Below are 14,795 nucleotides of genomic sequence, written 5' to 3' on the forward strand. Positions count from 1 at the left end.
CCCCCCGGCGTGTTCTGGGGGGGGCCCACAGGCGGCCTTCCCACAGGGCCCCCCGGCGAGAAAAGGGCCCTCACACAGGCAAGTCGGCGCGCTGGCGCGCGCCCCCGACCCTCCCCCCCCTTCCGCTGTCCTTGCCGTCATGCAGGTCGTGGACCGCCGTTACGAACAGGCAATCATTTCGGCGCAGAAGGCGGTGTCCCTTGGATCCGCCGATGCCGAAGCTTATATGGCGCTCGCATACGTTCAACTGGTCTCCGGTAAGCATGACGGAGCCGCTGCGGCCGTCGAGACGGCGCTCCAGCATGATCCGAACCTCTCCGCCATCGACCGATACACTGCTGGTCTGGTTTTTTATCTGCTGCGCGACTACGCGAAGGCCATCGACAATTTCGAACGCGCCCGAGATGGTTCGCCGGGAAACGGCGAGTTCGTTACCCCTCTTGCCATGGCCTATGTCCGTGGCGGCCGCCTTGATGACGCCCGCGCGGCTGTCGCCGAGGGAATCCGCCTTCAGGCCGGGCGCGATTGCCTGGCAGGCTGGCGGCTCAGCTACGCCCACTTCCGCAAGCAGGATCTTGCGTTTATCCTCGATGGCTTGCGCGAGGCCGGCCTGCCGGAGTGGCCGTTCGGTTTCAAAGGCGACGAGCGTAACCGGCTGAACGGGGACGAAATCGCAAGCACCGTCATAGGCAAACTGCTGCGGGGCAAGACCGAGCCCTCAGGAAGCCAGGCACTCATGCAAATCGGCCTCGATGGCAGCGCGGCATTCCGCTCGTCGACGCAGTTGATGACCGAAACGGTTTCCATCAATGGAGACATGCTCTGCGAGCAAAGCGAGAATGCATTCGGTCAAGCAGATTGCGGTCCGGTCTACAGACGTGCCAACTCGGACGACGAGACCATCTATGCCTATGTGAACTCGACCAAGGTCTTCTATTTCTCGCCCGTGAAATAGAAGACCTGGTCGATCTTTTGTCAGTGATACTGATCCATTTCGAGATCGGCCGCGACCTTCGGCCAATTGTCGTCTGCCTTCGCCACGGCGTCTTCCGCGTGGGCGGCGAACCCCTCCGCATGCTTCTTGTCGTAGATCAGGTAAAGCTTGCCGTCGATGATCTTGAAGGCTTCCGGATCGATGTTGACCGTGACCGACCCATTGATCACCTCGCCCGCGCAGTAGCCGCCATACTGAGGCGCGTATTTGAGAGGCTCACTTATGAACATGTCGCGGTGTTCGGTGTTGGCGAAATGCCACGGCGTCCCCAGCCATTCGTAGGAGAATTTCTCTGATCCCTTCGTCGCCTTGCCTGCGGTGAAGTAGGCGACCGTGTCGTACCCCATGATCGCCACACCGCCGAAGTAGCCCGTGTTCACCGAGTCATCGGCGAAGGCAGGCGACCCACCGACAACCGCTGCCACTACCAAGACGGTCCCCGCCACAGAGCGTCCAATGCCTCGTGCGCGGCTTCTGGTCATTACTTCCATCTGAGCCTCCTGTTCAATCGTGGATTTCCATGCATTTCGCGTAACCCTGGTCGCCGAGGAGGCTGGCCGGAGGGCAGGTCGCGCCGTGCCGCTTGAACAGCCGGACGATGTCTGTGTTGCCCTTCCAGAATGCCCGCGCGATCGGCGTGTAGCCGTGAACCTCCGCGTGACCGACATCAGCGCCCTTGGCGAGCAGAAACTCGGCGAGGGCTGCGTGGTTTTCCTCACCGGCCACCATCAGCGGCGTCACCCCCGCCTTGTTGGCCGCGTCGTCAAGCGTCGCACCGTGGTCGAGCAGCAGCTTGCTGATCGGCAAGCTGCCGGAAAAGGCCGCGGCATGAAGGGGCGTAAAGCCGCCAGAATTGCGAGCCATGACGTCGGCATCTTTGCGGATCAGCAGTTCGGCTATGGCGAGCTTGTCTGCGAGGGCGGCGTTGATGAGAGGCGTCCCCTGGTCTCGTGCCCGACTGTCGACATCGGCACCCGCAGCCAGAGTCCGCTCGACGGCGACGGTGTCTCCCGCTGCAACGGCATCGAACAAGGGATCACCTGCGGCGGCCATTGTCGCCGCAAAAAACAACGCTACCGATGCAAGCAGCCGGCCCATGACTCCACCTTGGATGTTTCTAGTGAAAATAACACAAAATATAAGAGAAGCCTAAAACAACCTCGGCGCGCTAAGGGCGGGTTGTCAAATCAACGTTTCAGAAAGATAGTTCGCCCGAAGGTGTCGGGGCGAGTGGTGTTGTGCTCGTGCTCCATTCCAGCCGGTCACCGCCCGAAAGACAGTTATCGCGAACATGTCTCCCCTGCATAATGCCGAGAAAATGCTCGGCCTCGCGGCGGACGACGTCACTCAGGCGCTTTTAAGGGGAGGTCATGCGGTCTAGTACCGGCATCCCAGCGATGAGGCAGGCGGCGCCCGTCCATGCGAGCTTGCAGAGGAAGTGCAGCGCCTGGTCTACGTCCCATCCGAACTTCTTGCCGCATTTCGCCGCATCGATACGGAAGTGGATCGCCGTCTCGGCGACGCCGAAGACCACCGCCCAATGGAGAAGCTCGGGATTCGAGAGGCCGGCGACGGCGATCGCCACCGCGACAAAGCCGCCATGGATTCCCGCATGGGCCATCAGCACCTGCCGCGACGGCACTCCGGGGATTGGATTCCTACAGTTCTTGCCGTCCGCGATGAACTGCGACTGCAGGGCGAAAGTCGCCCAGATAATGGGCGAACATCATGCGTGCGTAGAGTTCCAAAGCCGTCATCGTATCACTCCCCAGCTCGCGTCGACATGGTCACGAGAACGGCGCTGAAAGAGCGTCCTGTAGCCAGATGAGGCTATCGTGTCTCGTTACCTGCGGACTTAGGTTCTTGGCTGCGAGGACATTGTTCACTAGCCGCTCCGCCTCAGTGAGACCACCCCAGCTCCACAGTCGCAAGGGGGAGGCCTGGGAACGCCTGCAGCCCCTGTCGCGAAATTTCACCTGATCGCTTGAAGACCCAACTCAGAACGGAAATTCGCCATTCCTACTCCGCAGCATACGAAACATCGGAAGCAGGAAGAAATTCCTATAATTGACCTAGATCGGCACTTTAGGAGAGTCTAATCGGCAGTTTTCCGAAAGGCAGGGTTTTTCGAAAAATTGGAATCTGCTCTTCATCAGCTTGCTCCACCTTGACGGAGCAGATTCTTTGCGAAATGCTAAGACGTCAGACCAATTTGAAAAGCTGGTGCTTTAAGAATCAATCGGTGAACCATGAAGGCACATGTCGGCGATACCCCCTTGATCCGGCCGCTTCCCGCCATGGATCGTGCGCGTCAGGTGACCGAGGCGCTGGCTCACTATGTTGAGGCGGCGAAGCTTAAGGCAGGCGACAGGCTGCCTGCCGAACGTGAACTTATGGCAGCCCTTGCTGTGGGTCGTTCGACTATTCGCGAGGCGATCCGGCACTTTCAGGCGCTGGGAGTGATTGAGACGCGCATGGGAAGCGGCACCTACCTGTTGAAACCGGTTTCCAAGGCGACCATCCACATGCCGCTGTCGCTTGACACGGCGCATCTTCGTGACGTCCTTCTGCAGACGCTGGAGGTTCGCCGCGGCATCGAATGCGAAGCAGGCATGGTGGCTGCGCGGCGCAGAACGGCCGGCGACCTCGCCGTCATCGAAGAGAAGCTCGATGAAATGGAGCGCGTGCACCAAGCGAAGGGCACGTCCGGTCCCGAAGACCTCGCCTTTCACATGGCTGTTTATGACGCAACCCATAATCCGCTGTTCGGCCAGCTTCTTGAGCAGATGCGCGAGACCTTCGAGCGCTTTTGGACTCATCCATTCGACCGGGAAGACTTTGCGCGCCGGTCCTTTCCGTTCCACCGCACGCTTTTCAACGCCATCGTTGCCCAGGACGCCGAGGCTGCCCGCGAAGAAACATTGAAAATCCTCGAGGTTGTCGAGGAAGACATCAAGGAAATGTCCAAATGAGCAACGGCTTGGAACCCTTCGAGCTTGCTTCGCTGATCACCGCCCATGACGAGGGCAACTTCGCGGATGCGGTCGTTCCGCCGATTTTTCAGACGTCGCTTTTCACCTTCTCCGACTACGATGACATGATCGCTTCCTATCGCGGCGAGAAGGTGCGGCCGATCTATACGCGTGGGCTTAATCCGACTGTGCGGATGTTCGAGGAGATGCTTGCCAAGCTCGAGGGCGCGGAAGATGCCCTCGGCTTTGCGAGCGGCATGGCGGCGATCTCATCGGCGGTCCTGAGCTTTGTAGAGCCCGGTGACCGGATCGTAGCGGTCAAACACGTCTATCCAGACGCTTTCCGCCTGTTTGGCACGATCCTGAAGCGGATGAGGATCGAGGTCAGCTATGTCGACGGGCGCGACGAGGAGGCAGTCGCCAAGGCGCTGCCCGGTGCGAGGCTCTTCTACATGGAAAGCCCGACGAGCTGGGTCATGGAGGCCCATGACGTTGGCTCGCTTGTGGCACTCGCCAAGCGGCATGACGCCGTTACCATGATCGACAACAGCTGGGCGAGCCCCTTCTTCCAACGGCCGCTGACATCAGGGGTCGATCTCGTTATCCATTCGGCTTCAAAATATCTCGGCGGCCACAGCGACGTCGTCGCCGGCGTTATTGCCGGTTCCAAGGAGATGATCGCGCGCATCAAGGCCGAGGCCTATCCCTATCTCGGCGCCAAGCTTTCGCCCTTCGACGCCTGGCTTCTCATCCGCGGTCTGCGGACGCTGCCGCTTCGCATGAAGGCCCACGAGGCTGCGGCGATGACCATCGCCCAGCGCCTGCAGAAATTCGATGTCGTCGAGCAGGTCTGTCATCCGGGACTTTCCAATCGTCTGCCCACTGGCCTCAACGGCACATCAGGGCTCTTTTCGTTCATTTTCCGCGAAGGTGTCGATATCCGCGCCTTTGCCGACCACCTCAAGCTTTTCAAACTGGGTGTAAGCTGGGGTGGGCATGAAAGCCTGATCGTACCGGGCGAGGTTGTGCTCCAGCAGAAAGCGCAGCCGAATTCCGCGCATGCCTTTGGCATTCATCCGCGGTCCGTACGCCTCCATGTCGGCCTTGAAGGAACCGAGGCACTGTGGAGGGATATCGAAGAGGCGATAGCCGCCGCTTCATAACCCGTCAACTGAAAGAACACCGAAAAGGGGGAATGAGCATGAAGAGACTGATAACTGCAACGCTCTTCGCAGCGATGATGGCAGGCACGGCTTTTGCCGATACGACGCTGAAACTCGTTGAAGTCATCACCAGCCCGGAGCGCACCGAGACCCTCAAATCGATCGTCGGTAAGTTCGAGGCCGAAAACCCGGGCACCAAGGTCGAGATCATTTCGCTACCGTGGAACGAAGCCTTCCAGAAGTTCGCGACAATGGTGTCGGCGGGCGATACGCCGGACGTGATGGAAATGCCGGACACCTGGCTTTCGCTCTACGGCAACAACGGCATGCTTGAAAGCCTTGAACCCTATCTGGAAAAGTGGGAGCACACCAAGGAGCTGACGCCGCGCGCGCTTGAACTCGGGCGCGATGTCAAGGATACGGCCTATATGCTGCCTTACGGCTTCTATCTACGTGCCATGTTCTACAATAAGAAGTTGCTACAGGAAGCAGGCGTTGCCGAACCGCCGAAGACGATGGACGAATTTTCCAAGGCCTCCGAAGCGGTCTCCAAGATCTCCGGAAAATATGGCTACTGCATGCGCGGCGGCCCGGGCGGCTTGAATGGCTGGATGATCTTTGCAGCCTCCATGGCAGGCGACAACAAGTACTTTAACGAAGACGGCACTTCAACGATGAACAGCCCCGGCTGGACAAAGGGCATCGAGTGGATGGTCGACCTCTACAAGAAGGGCTATGCGCCGAAGGACAGTGTGAACTGGGGCTTTAATGAGGTCGTTGCCGGCTTTTATTCCGGCACCTGCGCCTTTCTCGACCAGGATCCGGATGCTTTGATTGCCATTGCCGAGCGCATGAAGAAGGAAGACTTCGGCGTCATCCCGCTGCCCAAGGGGCCGGACGGCAAATCCTTCCCAACGATCGGCTATGCGGGATGGTCGATGTTCACGACGAGCCAGAACAAGGACCTTTCCTGGAAGCTGATTGCAACGCTTGAAGGCCCGGAAGGCAACATCGAGTGGAACAAGAAGATCGGCGCTCTGCCGGCCTATACTGCGGCCGAGAAGGATCCCTTCTATGCAGGCGACCAGTTCAGGGGCTGGTTCGAGGAACTGGCTGACCCCAACACGGTTCCGACCGTCATGCCGACCTACCTCGAAGAATTCGCCTTCTTCAAGGATTCGCTGGCGATCAAGACCTCGCAGCAGGCACTTCTTGGCGACATTACGCCGAAGGAACTGGCCGATCAGTGGGCCGACTACTTGACCAAGGCGCAGCAGAAGTTCCTGGCCAAAAAATAGGAGCCAGGGCGGCGGAGCGATCCGCCGCCGAACCTTCCCGACGAGACAGACGGCGCCATCAGGCCCGCGAACCGGAATTTGGCCGATGACTATGATCGCCGACACGTTGAACAGGCGCCACGATCGCAGGCCGTGGCTGAAGCGTCTTGCAGATGCCTCGGAGCCCTATCTCTACAGCGCACCGTCGCTGATCCTCATCATCGCGGTTATGTTGGCGCCGCTGACAGTGGGCATTTCCTACGCCTTTCGCGATATCCAGCTTCTGAACCCATTTTCCGGCGGTTTCATCGGGCTTGAGCACTTCCGAGCCCTTTCGAAAGATGCGGCCTTTTACGGCGCGCTTCGCAATACGCTGTGGTGGACCGGCGCTTCGGTGATCTTGCAGTTCATCTTCGGTCTCATCCTGGCGCTTTTGCTCGATAAGCCGTTCTGGGGCAGGGGCATCGTGCAGGCACTCGTCTTTCTGCCCTGGGCGGTTCCGTCCTTCCTTGCGGGCCTCAATTGGGCCTGGCTTTTCAATCCGGTGATCGGGCCCATTCCGCACTGGCTCTTCGGCCTCGGGCTGACCGGCGCCCCTGGCAACATTCTTTCTGATCCGCAATTTGCGATGTGGGGACCGATCATCGCCAATGTCTGGTGGGGCATCCCGTTCTTCGCGATCACGCTGCTCGCAGCGCTTCAGGCAATTCCTCGCGATCTTTACGAAGCCGCATCGATCGATGGCGCTGGCTGGCTCCAGCGCTTCCGTTCGATCACGCTTCCCTTCCTTGCGCCGACGATTGCCATCACGGTCTTGCTCCGCACCGTCTGGGTATCGAACTTTGCTGATCTCATTGTCGTCATGACTGGCGGCGGGCCGGCGGACCGGACGCAGATCGTCGCCAGCTATATCTTCACCCAGGCGTTCAGGCGGCTCGATTTCGGTTATGCCTCGGCGATCGCACTGGTTCTGCTCGCACTGCTGCTTGCCTATTCCATGCTGATCATCCTGCTGCGGCAGACCCTGCTGAAGGATTGAATTGATGAGACGATCCACAATTGCGACCATCGCTCATCGACTGGCAATCCTCTGCTATATCGGTTTCGCGCTCTTTCCGCTTTTCTGGCTGCTGAAGGTCTCGGTCACCCCGAACGACCTGCTTTATAGCGAGGGCGTGCGCATGTGGCCGTCGCGTTCGACATGGGAACATTATTCCTTTGTGCTTCAGCACAGTGCCTTTCCAACCTTCTTCAAGAACAGCCTTATCGTGTCGGCCTCGACGGCGGTGGCGGTGACGATCTGCGCGTCGCTTTCCGGTTATGCGCTGTCGCGCTTCAATTTCCGCGCAAAATACTGGATCGTTGCGCTGATGCTTTTGACGCAGATGTTCCCGCTGGTCATGCTCGTCGCACCGATCTTCAAGATACTCTCGCCGTTGCACTTGACGAACAGTCTGACGGGCCTCGTCGTCGTCTATACCGCCTTCAACGTGCCCTTCGCGACCTTCCTGATGCAGTCTTTTTTCGATGGCATCCCGAAGGATCTCGAGGAGGCTGCGATGATCGATGGAGCGACGCAGTTCACGGCCTTCCGGCAGATCATCTTGCCGCTGACGTTGCCGGGGATTGCGGCAACCCTCGGCTTCGTCTTCACCGCGGCCTGGAGCGAACTGCTGTTTGCGCTGATGCTTATCAACGGCAATGACGCGGCAACCTTTCCGGTCGGCCTCCTTACATTCGTCTCGAAATTCTCCGTAGATTTCGGGCAGATGATGGCGGCGGGTGTCATGGCACTCATTCCAGCCGGCCTCTTCTTCCTGCTCATTCAGCGTTATCTCGTCCAAGGCCTGACGGCCGGCGCGGTCAAGGGTTAGTCACATGGCATCGATCGATATCCAGAACATCAAGAAGGCCTACGGCCACGTCCAGGTGCTGCATGACATTGATCTCAAGATCAAGGATGGCGAATTCGTCGTCCTGGTAGGCCCGTCGGGCTGCGGCAAGTCGACCCTGCTGCGCATGATCGCGGGCCTCGAAGATGTCACTGGCGGCGAAATCCGCATTGCCGGGAACCGGGTCAATGAGTTGCATCCGAAAGACCGGGACATCGCAATGGTGTTCCAGTCCTACGCGCTTTATCCCCATATGAACGTCGCCGGCAACATGAGTTACAGCCTAAGGCTCAGGAAGACGGCGAAGGAAAAGATTGCGAGCGCGGTTGCAAATGCCGCCTCCAAGCTCGGCCTCGATCCGCTGCTTGAACGGCGGCCAAAGGCACTTTCGGGCGGGCAGCGGCAGCGTGTCGCCATGGGTCGGGCCATCGTTCGCCAGCCCAAGGCCTTCCTTTTCGACGAACCGCTCTCGAACCTCGACGCACGTCTTCGCGAACAGATGCGTGCTGAGATCAAGAAACTGCATGGCGACCTGAAGGCGACCTCGATCTATGTGACGCATGACCAGATCGAGGCAATGACGCTCGCCGACCGGATCGTCGCCATGCATGGCGGCGTGGTGCAGCAAGTCGGCAGCCCCCTCGAACTTTACGATCGGCCCGCCAATCTTTTCGTCGCGGGCTTCATCGGTTCTCCCGGCATGAATTTCCTGGAAGCGACATGCGAGGCGGGCGGGGTCAGGCTGAAGGACGGGACGCTTGTTCCGCTGTCGGCGCCGCTTGCGCTTTCGAGCGGCGCGAAAGTCACGCTCGGCATCCGCCCGGAGCATGTGGTCATGTCGGACCAAGGCGGAATGCGTGCCGAGGTCGAGCTCGTCGAACCGACCGGCTTCGGCATCATCCTGCATCTGTCGCTGCATGGCCTGCCTTTCAAGGTCTTCACGCTGGATCGCGAAGCGCTGACGGCCGGGCCCGAAGTTAGCGTATCCTTTCCGGCGCAGCATCTGCATCTATTCGACGGCGAGGGAAATAGGGCTGGCTGACGTATTTTTTCCGCCTCGACCGACTGACGACAATCGCCGTGGCGGCCCACGAATACCTCAGGTAGGTTATCGGATCACCGGCCCGTTCGCCTTCTTCCAGGCATCGATGCCGCCTTCGATGTGGCAGGCGCTGGCCAAGCCGGCATCCTGCGCGGCCTGGACGGCCATTGCTGATCGCTCGCCGAAAGCGCAGTAGAACACGATGCGCTTGCCGGTCGCCTCTGCCAGTTCATGCAACATGCCGCCGGTGCTGATGTTCTCCTGCAAGTCCGGATAGGGCGCATGAAGGGAGCCGGGAATTGTTCCATGTTTTTCCCGTTCTCCCTTCTCACGCAGATCGACGATTGCAATGTCGGGACGCCCGCTCAGCGCCAAGACCTCTGCCGCCGAGACGGCCCAGCCCTTGCGTGCAATCTCGTCCTGATGCAGGCCGATATGGATATTTGCAGGCACGGCCACATCCATCATCTTCGGATTTGGAAGCTTCAGGTTATTCATGAGATCGGCGTACTCGTCGGCTGATCTGACCTTCAGGCGTGGATTGAAGCGCTTTTCCTCGCCGATGGTAGAAACGGTGTCGCCCTTATAATCGTGCGCCGGATAGACCAGGGTCTCGTCAGGCAGTTTGAGGAGCTTGTTGAAGATGGAGTCATATTGCTGGAGCGGATTGCCGTTCTGGAAATCGGTACGCCCGGTGCCGCGGATGAGCAGCGTGTCGCCCGTAAAAACGCGGCCATTCATGAGGAATGAATAGGAATCGTCCGTATGGCCCGGTGTGTAGAGGACGTCGAGGCTCAGTCCCTCAATCGCCACACGGTCGCCTTCCGTGACGCGCATGGAGACGACATCGGCAAGCGTCTGCTCGCCCATCACTGTTACGCAATGGGTCCGGTCGCGCAGCGCACCGAGCCCGGTAATGTGGTCAGCGTGCAGATGAGTATCCACGGCCTTGACCAGCTTGAGGTCGAGCTCCTCGACCAGCTTGAGATAGCGGTCGACCTTTTCGAGCACTGGATCGATGATGAGCGCCTCGCCTCCCTTTCGGCTGGCGACGAGATAGGTGTAGGTGCCGGAGACACTGTCGAAGAGCTGGCGGAAGATCATCGGCACCTCCCTTTTGCAGATTGCTCCACCGGATGTCGCACCGCACCTATGCCTCTGGCTGCGGGACGATCCGGATGTAGGGCTTTGGTGCGGTCCATCCGTTCGGATAGATCGTCCTGGCCTCGTCGTCGCTCACCGAGCCGGCGATGATGACATCCTCACCCTGTTTCCAATTCGCCGGCGTGGCAACCTTGTGCTTGGCGGTTAGCTGGAGCGAGTCGATCACCCGCAGCACTTCATCGAAATTGCGGCCGGTCGTCATCGGATAGACAAGGATCAGCTTGATCTTTTTGTCGGGGCCAATGACGAAGACGTTGCGCACGGTCTGGTTGTCGGCCGGCGTTCGCTTTGTCGGATCGCCGGAGACTGCTGCGGGGAGCATGCCATAAAGCTTCGATACGTTGTAGTCGGTATCGGCAATCATCGGGAAATTCGGTGCAGCGCCCTGCGTTTCCTGGATGTCGCTTGCCCAACCGGCATGGCGATCGACAGGATCGACCGATAGGCCGATGATCTTTACGCCACGCTTGTCGAATTCGGGTTTGATCCTGGCCATGTAGCCCAGTTCAGTGGTGCAAACGGGCGTGAAATCCTTGGGATGCGAAAACAGGACAGCCCAGGAATTGCCGATCCAGTCGTGAAACCCAATCTTGCCTTCAGTCGTTTCTGCCTGGAAATCCGGTGCGGTATCGTTGATCGCGAGAGACATGAACCCCTCCATCTGACACATGGTTGCCGAAACGTTTCGCCGCGTATGGTTGATCTATATTCTGCTAAATTAGGAAATGCGCAATATTTAAGTGCGGCGGCTCTTGTAGAAGCCGCCGGCAATGTATTGGAGAGGGGCAGGGCAATACAGTTGAACTTTCGGGTTTTGGCCATTCTACCCCTTTTGGAGTGGGCAAGGATCGTCAGGCGTTCCTGAACAGCTTCCAGCGTTTGGGGCGGAAGGCGATGCGGTTGCGGTCAAGGCTGTCAGCTTGCTCGGGCGGCAATTCGAGCTCGATCGACGGGTGATCCTTGCCGATGTTGACCTCGATGTGACGCGTGCCGGCAACGCGGCGGCTGGAGACGAGCAGACCGGCGATGCATCCACCGCAGCCGTCGCGCAGTTCGATGTCGTGCGGTCGGAAATAGAGCTGCGCGCTGCCGTCCCTCTCATTGTCCGCCTTCAAGCCAAGGGGACGGTCTTCGAACCAAAGTTCGCCCCCGGCAACACGCACATCCAGACAATTCGACTGACCCACGAAACCGAAGACGAAGGGCGAATTCGGATTGTCGTAGACCTGGTCCGGTGTGCCGACCTGCTCGATCGCGCCTTGGCTCATGACGACGACGCGGTCGGCAAGTTCCATGGCTTCGTCCTGGTCGTGCGTGACAAAAACCGTGGTGTGACCGGTGCGGTCATGAATCTCACGGAGCCATTTGCGCAGGTCCTTTCGCACTTGGGCGTCGAGCGCGCCAAAAGGCTCGTCGAGAAGCAGTACGTTCGGCTCTACCGCAAGAGCGCGCGCGAGCGCGACGCGCTGGCGCTGGCCGCCCGAGAGCTGGGCCGGATAGCGCTTTTCCAGACCGGAAAGCTGCACGAGATCCAGCAGTTCCAGCGCGCGGCTGCGGATCTCGGACTTTGTGGGACGGCGCGCTGCATCGCGCACCTTCAGCCCGAAGGCGATATTGTCGAGCACCGTCATGTAGCGGAAAAGAGCATAGTGCTGAAACACGAAGCCGATATTGCGCTGTTGCACGGTCTTTTTCGAAGCATCTTCATCGCCGAAGTAGATCAGACCTTCGGTCGGGCTTTCGAGGCCGGCAATCAAGCGCAACAGCGTCGTCTTGCCGGAGCCGGATGGACCGAGCAACGCGATCAGCTCTCCTGAACGGATATCGAGCGAGATGTCATGGAGCGCCGGGAAGCGGTCGAATTCCTTGCGCAAGTTTTGAACGCGTACTTCCATTCTAATTCCTTCAGTGCCGCCGGCTGGCAGCGATTTCTTCGCTGTATCGCATTTCGAGCAGCGTCTTCAAAACAAGGGTCACAAGCGCAAGCAAGGCAAGCAATGTTGCAACGGCAAAAGCGCCGGTGAAATTATACTCGTTGTAGAGAATTTCCACCTGCAACGGCATGGTGTTCGTCTGGCCGCGGATGTGACCGGAGACGACCGAGACGGCGCCGAACTCGCCCATGGCGCGGGCGTTACAAAGAAGCACGCCATAAAGCAGGCCCCATTTGATGTTGGGAAGCGTCACATGCCAGAAGGTCTGCCAGCCGCTGGCACCCAGTGACAGGGCCGCTTCTTCATCCGCCGTTCCCTGTTCCTGCATCAACGGGATCAGTTCGCGCGCGACGAAGGGAAAGGTGACGAACATTGTGGCAAGGATCAGTCCGGGCGCTGCGAAGAGGATCTTGATGTCGTGCGCGTCGAGCCATTTTCCGAGATAGGTATTGGCACCGAAAAGCAGCACGAATACGAGGCCGGAAATAACCGGCGAGACGGAGAAGGGCAGGTCAATCAGGGTCGTCAGGATGGCCTTGCCCTTGAATTCGAACTTGGCGATCGCCCATGCGGCCGCGACGCCGAAAAATAGGTTCAACGGCACGCTGATGCCGGCGACGATAAGCGTCAGGCTTATCGCCGAGAAAGTCTCGGCGTCCTGCAGCGCCTCGAAGAAAGCACTCCCTCCCTTGCGGAAGGCCTCGACGAAGACAGCCGCAAGCGGCAAAAGCAGAATAAGGAGCAGGAAGATCAGCGACAGGATGATGAGCGTCCAGCGGGCGAACCTCGTCTCGGTGACGACCGATCGGACCTTGGTTGGGCGAGTGATCGTGTCAGATGCCATTCCCGTACCTCCGCCTGCTCCAGCTCTGGATGAGATTGATCACGAGCAGCATGATGAACGAGATGATCAGCATGACTGCCGCAATGCCTGTCGCGGCCGCGTAGTTGTATTCTTCCAGCTTGATGACGATCAAAAGCGGCGCAATCTCTGACTTGAACGGCAAGTTGCCGGCGATGAAGATGACCGAACCGTATTCGCCGACCCCGCGTGCAAAGGCCAATGCAAAGCCTGTCAACACGGCAGGCGCGAGGGCTGGAAGAAGGACACGGAAGATCGTCTGGAAGCGATTGGCACCAAGTGTTGCTGCAGCTTCTTCCACCTCCTTGTCGATCTCTTCCATCACCGGCTGCACGGTACGCACGACGAAAGGCAGGCCGACAAAGACGAGGGCAACGACGATGCCGACCGGTGTGAAGGCGATCCTGATGCCAAGCGGCGTCAGGAACTGGCCGATCCAGCCGTTCGGTGCATAGAGTGTCGTCAGGGCGATGCCGGCAACCGCGGTCGGCAGTGCAAAAGGCAGATCGACCATGGCATCGATCACCCGCTTGCCGGGAAAACGGTACCGCACCAACACCCACGCAAGGACGACGCCGAAGACGGCGTTGACACAGGCCGCGGCAAAAGCCGCGCCGAAGCTGATGCGAAGCGCGCTCAGCGTGCGCGGATCGAGTGCAATTGACGAGAACTTGTCCCAGCCAAGCTCGCTCGAACGCCAGGCAAGGCCCGAGAGGGGGATGAGGATCAAAAGGGTGAGCCAGGTCAAGGTAAGGCCGAGCGCCATTCCAAATCCTGGAATGACGCTCGGCCGTTTGAACCGCCACCGCGTGGGGCTATGTGCTTTCATGCGAGGTATTATTGGGCCGGCTTGTAGATTTGGTCAAATACGCCGCCATCACCGAAGAATTTCGGCTGTGCTTCCTTCCAGCCGCCGAAGTCGTCGATGGTGGCGAGCTTCAGGTTCTGGAAGCGGTCAATGTCCGCCTTGTCGGCGACCTCCGGCTTGCTCGGGCGGTAGAAGTGCTTTGCAGCGATCTTCTGGCCTTCGTCGGAGTAGAGATAGTTGAGATAGGCTTCGGCAACCTTGCGCGTGCCCTTCTTATCGACATTGCCGTCGACGACCGCAATCGGCGGATCGGCGCGGATGGACAAGGTCGGCGTGACGATCTCGAACTGGTCCGGCCCGAGCTCCTCCAAGGAGAGATAGGCTTCGTTTTCCCAGGCAAGCAGAACATCGCCCAGGCCGCGCTGGACGAAGGTCGTCGTTGCGCCGCGAGCCCCGGTATCGAGAACTGGAACGTGCTGCAGGAGCTTCGTCACGAAATCCTGCGCTTTGGTGTCGTCACCGCCGTTTGCCTGCTTGGCCCATGCCCAGGCGGCGAGGAAATTCCAGCGCGCGCCGCCCGAAGTCTTCGGGTTCGGCGTAATGACCTGAACGTCATCCTTGATCAGGTCGCCCCAATCCTTGATACCCTTCGGATTGCCCTTGCGGACCAGGAAAACGATGGTGGAG

16 protein-coding genes are annotated in these 14,795 nt (G+C 59.3%); 7 read left to right on the forward strand and 9 right to left on the reverse strand.

Annotation, left to right across the window (positions count from 1 at the left end; all coding sequences use genetic code 11):
* Nucleotides 1-955 (forward strand): tetratricopeptide repeat protein (locus C9413_RS14980; RefSeq protein WP_246703759.1); only part of this gene is annotated, 955 nt, incomplete at its 5' end.
* A 20-nt stretch (nt 956-975) separates the two neighbouring features.
* Here the strand turns inward: C9413_RS14980 and C9413_RS14985 are convergent.
* The 3 genes from C9413_RS14985 to C9413_RS14995 form a co-directional block, all read right to left on the reverse strand.
* Entirely contained in the window at nt 976-1,485 is a 510-nt protein-coding gene (locus C9413_RS14985) for a YHS domain-containing (seleno)protein (protein WP_082046707.1), read from the reverse strand.
* Between the two features lie 13 nt (nt 1,486-1,498).
* Nucleotides 1,499-2,092, reverse strand: coding sequence for an ankyrin repeat domain-containing protein (locus C9413_RS14990; protein ID WP_040115306.1), 594 nt, complete (start codon nt 2,090-2,092; stop codon nt 1,499-1,501).
* Between the two features lie 259 nt (nt 2,093-2,351).
* The gene (locus C9413_RS14995; protein WP_210263505.1) at nt 2,352-2,690 is read right to left on the reverse strand and encodes a hypothetical protein; all 339 of its coding nucleotides are present in this window, start codon (nt 2,688-2,690) and stop codon (nt 2,352-2,354) included.
* Between the two features lie 553 nt (nt 2,691-3,243).
* On the opposite strand from C9413_RS14995, the gene C9413_RS15000 reads away from it, so the two are divergent.
* The 6 genes from C9413_RS15000 to ugpC all read left to right on the forward strand — a co-directional run bounded on the left by C9413_RS15000 (nt 3,244) and on the right by ugpC (nt 9,340).
* Nucleotides 3,244-3,966 carry a FadR/GntR family transcriptional regulator gene (locus tag C9413_RS15000; protein WP_040115307.1) on the forward strand — a complete coding sequence of 241 codons (723 nt, stop codon included), beginning with the start codon at nt 3,244-3,246 and terminating at the stop codon, nt 3,964-3,966.
* The gene (locus C9413_RS15005; RefSeq protein WP_040115309.1) at nt 3,963-5,129 is read left to right on the forward strand and encodes a PLP-dependent transferase; all 1,167 of its coding nucleotides are present in this window, start codon (nt 3,963-3,965) and stop codon (nt 5,127-5,129) included. The genes C9413_RS15000 and C9413_RS15005 overlap by 4 nt, the downstream gene beginning before the upstream one ends.
* Nucleotides 5,130-5,167: 38 nt before the next feature.
* Nucleotides 5,168-6,427, forward strand: a complete 1,260-nt coding sequence (locus C9413_RS15010) for a sugar ABC transporter substrate-binding protein (protein WP_040116535.1) — start codon at nt 5,168-5,170, stop codon at nt 6,425-6,427.
* Nucleotides 6,428-6,512: 85 nt separating this feature from the next.
* Nucleotides 6,513-7,445 (forward strand): sugar ABC transporter permease, encoded by a 933-nt coding sequence (locus C9413_RS15015; RefSeq protein WP_040115311.1) that lies wholly within the window; start codon nt 6,513-6,515, stop codon nt 7,443-7,445.
* Between the two features lie 4 nt (nt 7,446-7,449).
* On the forward strand, nt 7,450-8,280 hold the full coding sequence (locus tag C9413_RS15020) for a carbohydrate ABC transporter permease (protein WP_040115312.1): 831 nt from the start codon (nt 7,450-7,452) through the stop codon (nt 8,278-8,280).
* Between the two features lie 4 nt (nt 8,281-8,284).
* On the forward strand, nt 8,285-9,340 hold the full coding sequence (gene ugpC / locus C9413_RS15025; RefSeq protein WP_040115313.1) for a sn-glycerol-3-phosphate ABC transporter ATP-binding protein UgpC: 1,056 nt from the start codon (nt 8,285-8,287) through the stop codon (nt 9,338-9,340).
* A 66-nt stretch (nt 9,341-9,406) separates the two neighbouring features.
* Here ugpC and C9413_RS15030 read toward each other — a convergent pair whose 3' ends face one another.
* The 6 genes from C9413_RS15030 to C9413_RS15055 form a co-directional block, all read right to left on the reverse strand.
* A complete protein-coding gene (locus tag C9413_RS15030; RefSeq protein WP_040115314.1) occupies nt 9,407-10,444 on the reverse strand; it encodes an MBL fold metallo-hydrolase in 1,038 nt (345 codons plus the stop codon).
* Nucleotides 10,445-10,490: 46 nt separating this feature from the next.
* Nucleotides 10,491-11,153 carry a peroxiredoxin gene (locus tag C9413_RS15035; RefSeq protein WP_040115316.1) on the reverse strand — a complete coding sequence of 221 codons (663 nt, stop codon included), beginning with the start codon at nt 11,151-11,153 and terminating at the stop codon, nt 10,491-10,493.
* A 202-nt stretch (nt 11,154-11,355) separates the two neighbouring features.
* A complete protein-coding gene (locus C9413_RS15040) occupies nt 11,356-12,399 on the reverse strand; it encodes a sulfate/molybdate ABC transporter ATP-binding protein (RefSeq protein ID WP_040115317.1) in 1,044 nt (347 codons plus the stop codon).
* Between the two features lie 10 nt (nt 12,400-12,409).
* A complete protein-coding gene (gene cysW, locus C9413_RS15045; RefSeq protein ID WP_040115318.1) occupies nt 12,410-13,282 on the reverse strand; it encodes a sulfate ABC transporter permease subunit CysW in 873 nt (290 codons plus the stop codon).
* Nucleotides 13,272-14,129 carry a sulfate ABC transporter permease subunit CysT gene (gene cysT / locus C9413_RS15050; RefSeq protein ID WP_040115319.1) on the reverse strand — a complete coding sequence of 286 codons (858 nt, stop codon included), beginning with the start codon at nt 14,127-14,129 and terminating at the stop codon, nt 13,272-13,274. Before cysT ends, cysW begins: the two co-directional genes overlap by 11 nt.
* An 8-nt stretch (nt 14,130-14,137) precedes the next feature.
* Nucleotides 14,138-14,795 (reverse strand): sulfate ABC transporter substrate-binding protein (locus tag C9413_RS15055; protein WP_170250599.1); only part of this gene is annotated, 658 nt, incomplete at its 5' end.

Source organism: Rhizobium sp. SEMIA 4085 (genome assembly GCF_013004495.1).
GTDB classification, from domain to species: Bacteria; Pseudomonadota; Alphaproteobacteria; order Rhizobiales; family Rhizobiaceae; genus Rhizobium; species Rhizobium gallicum.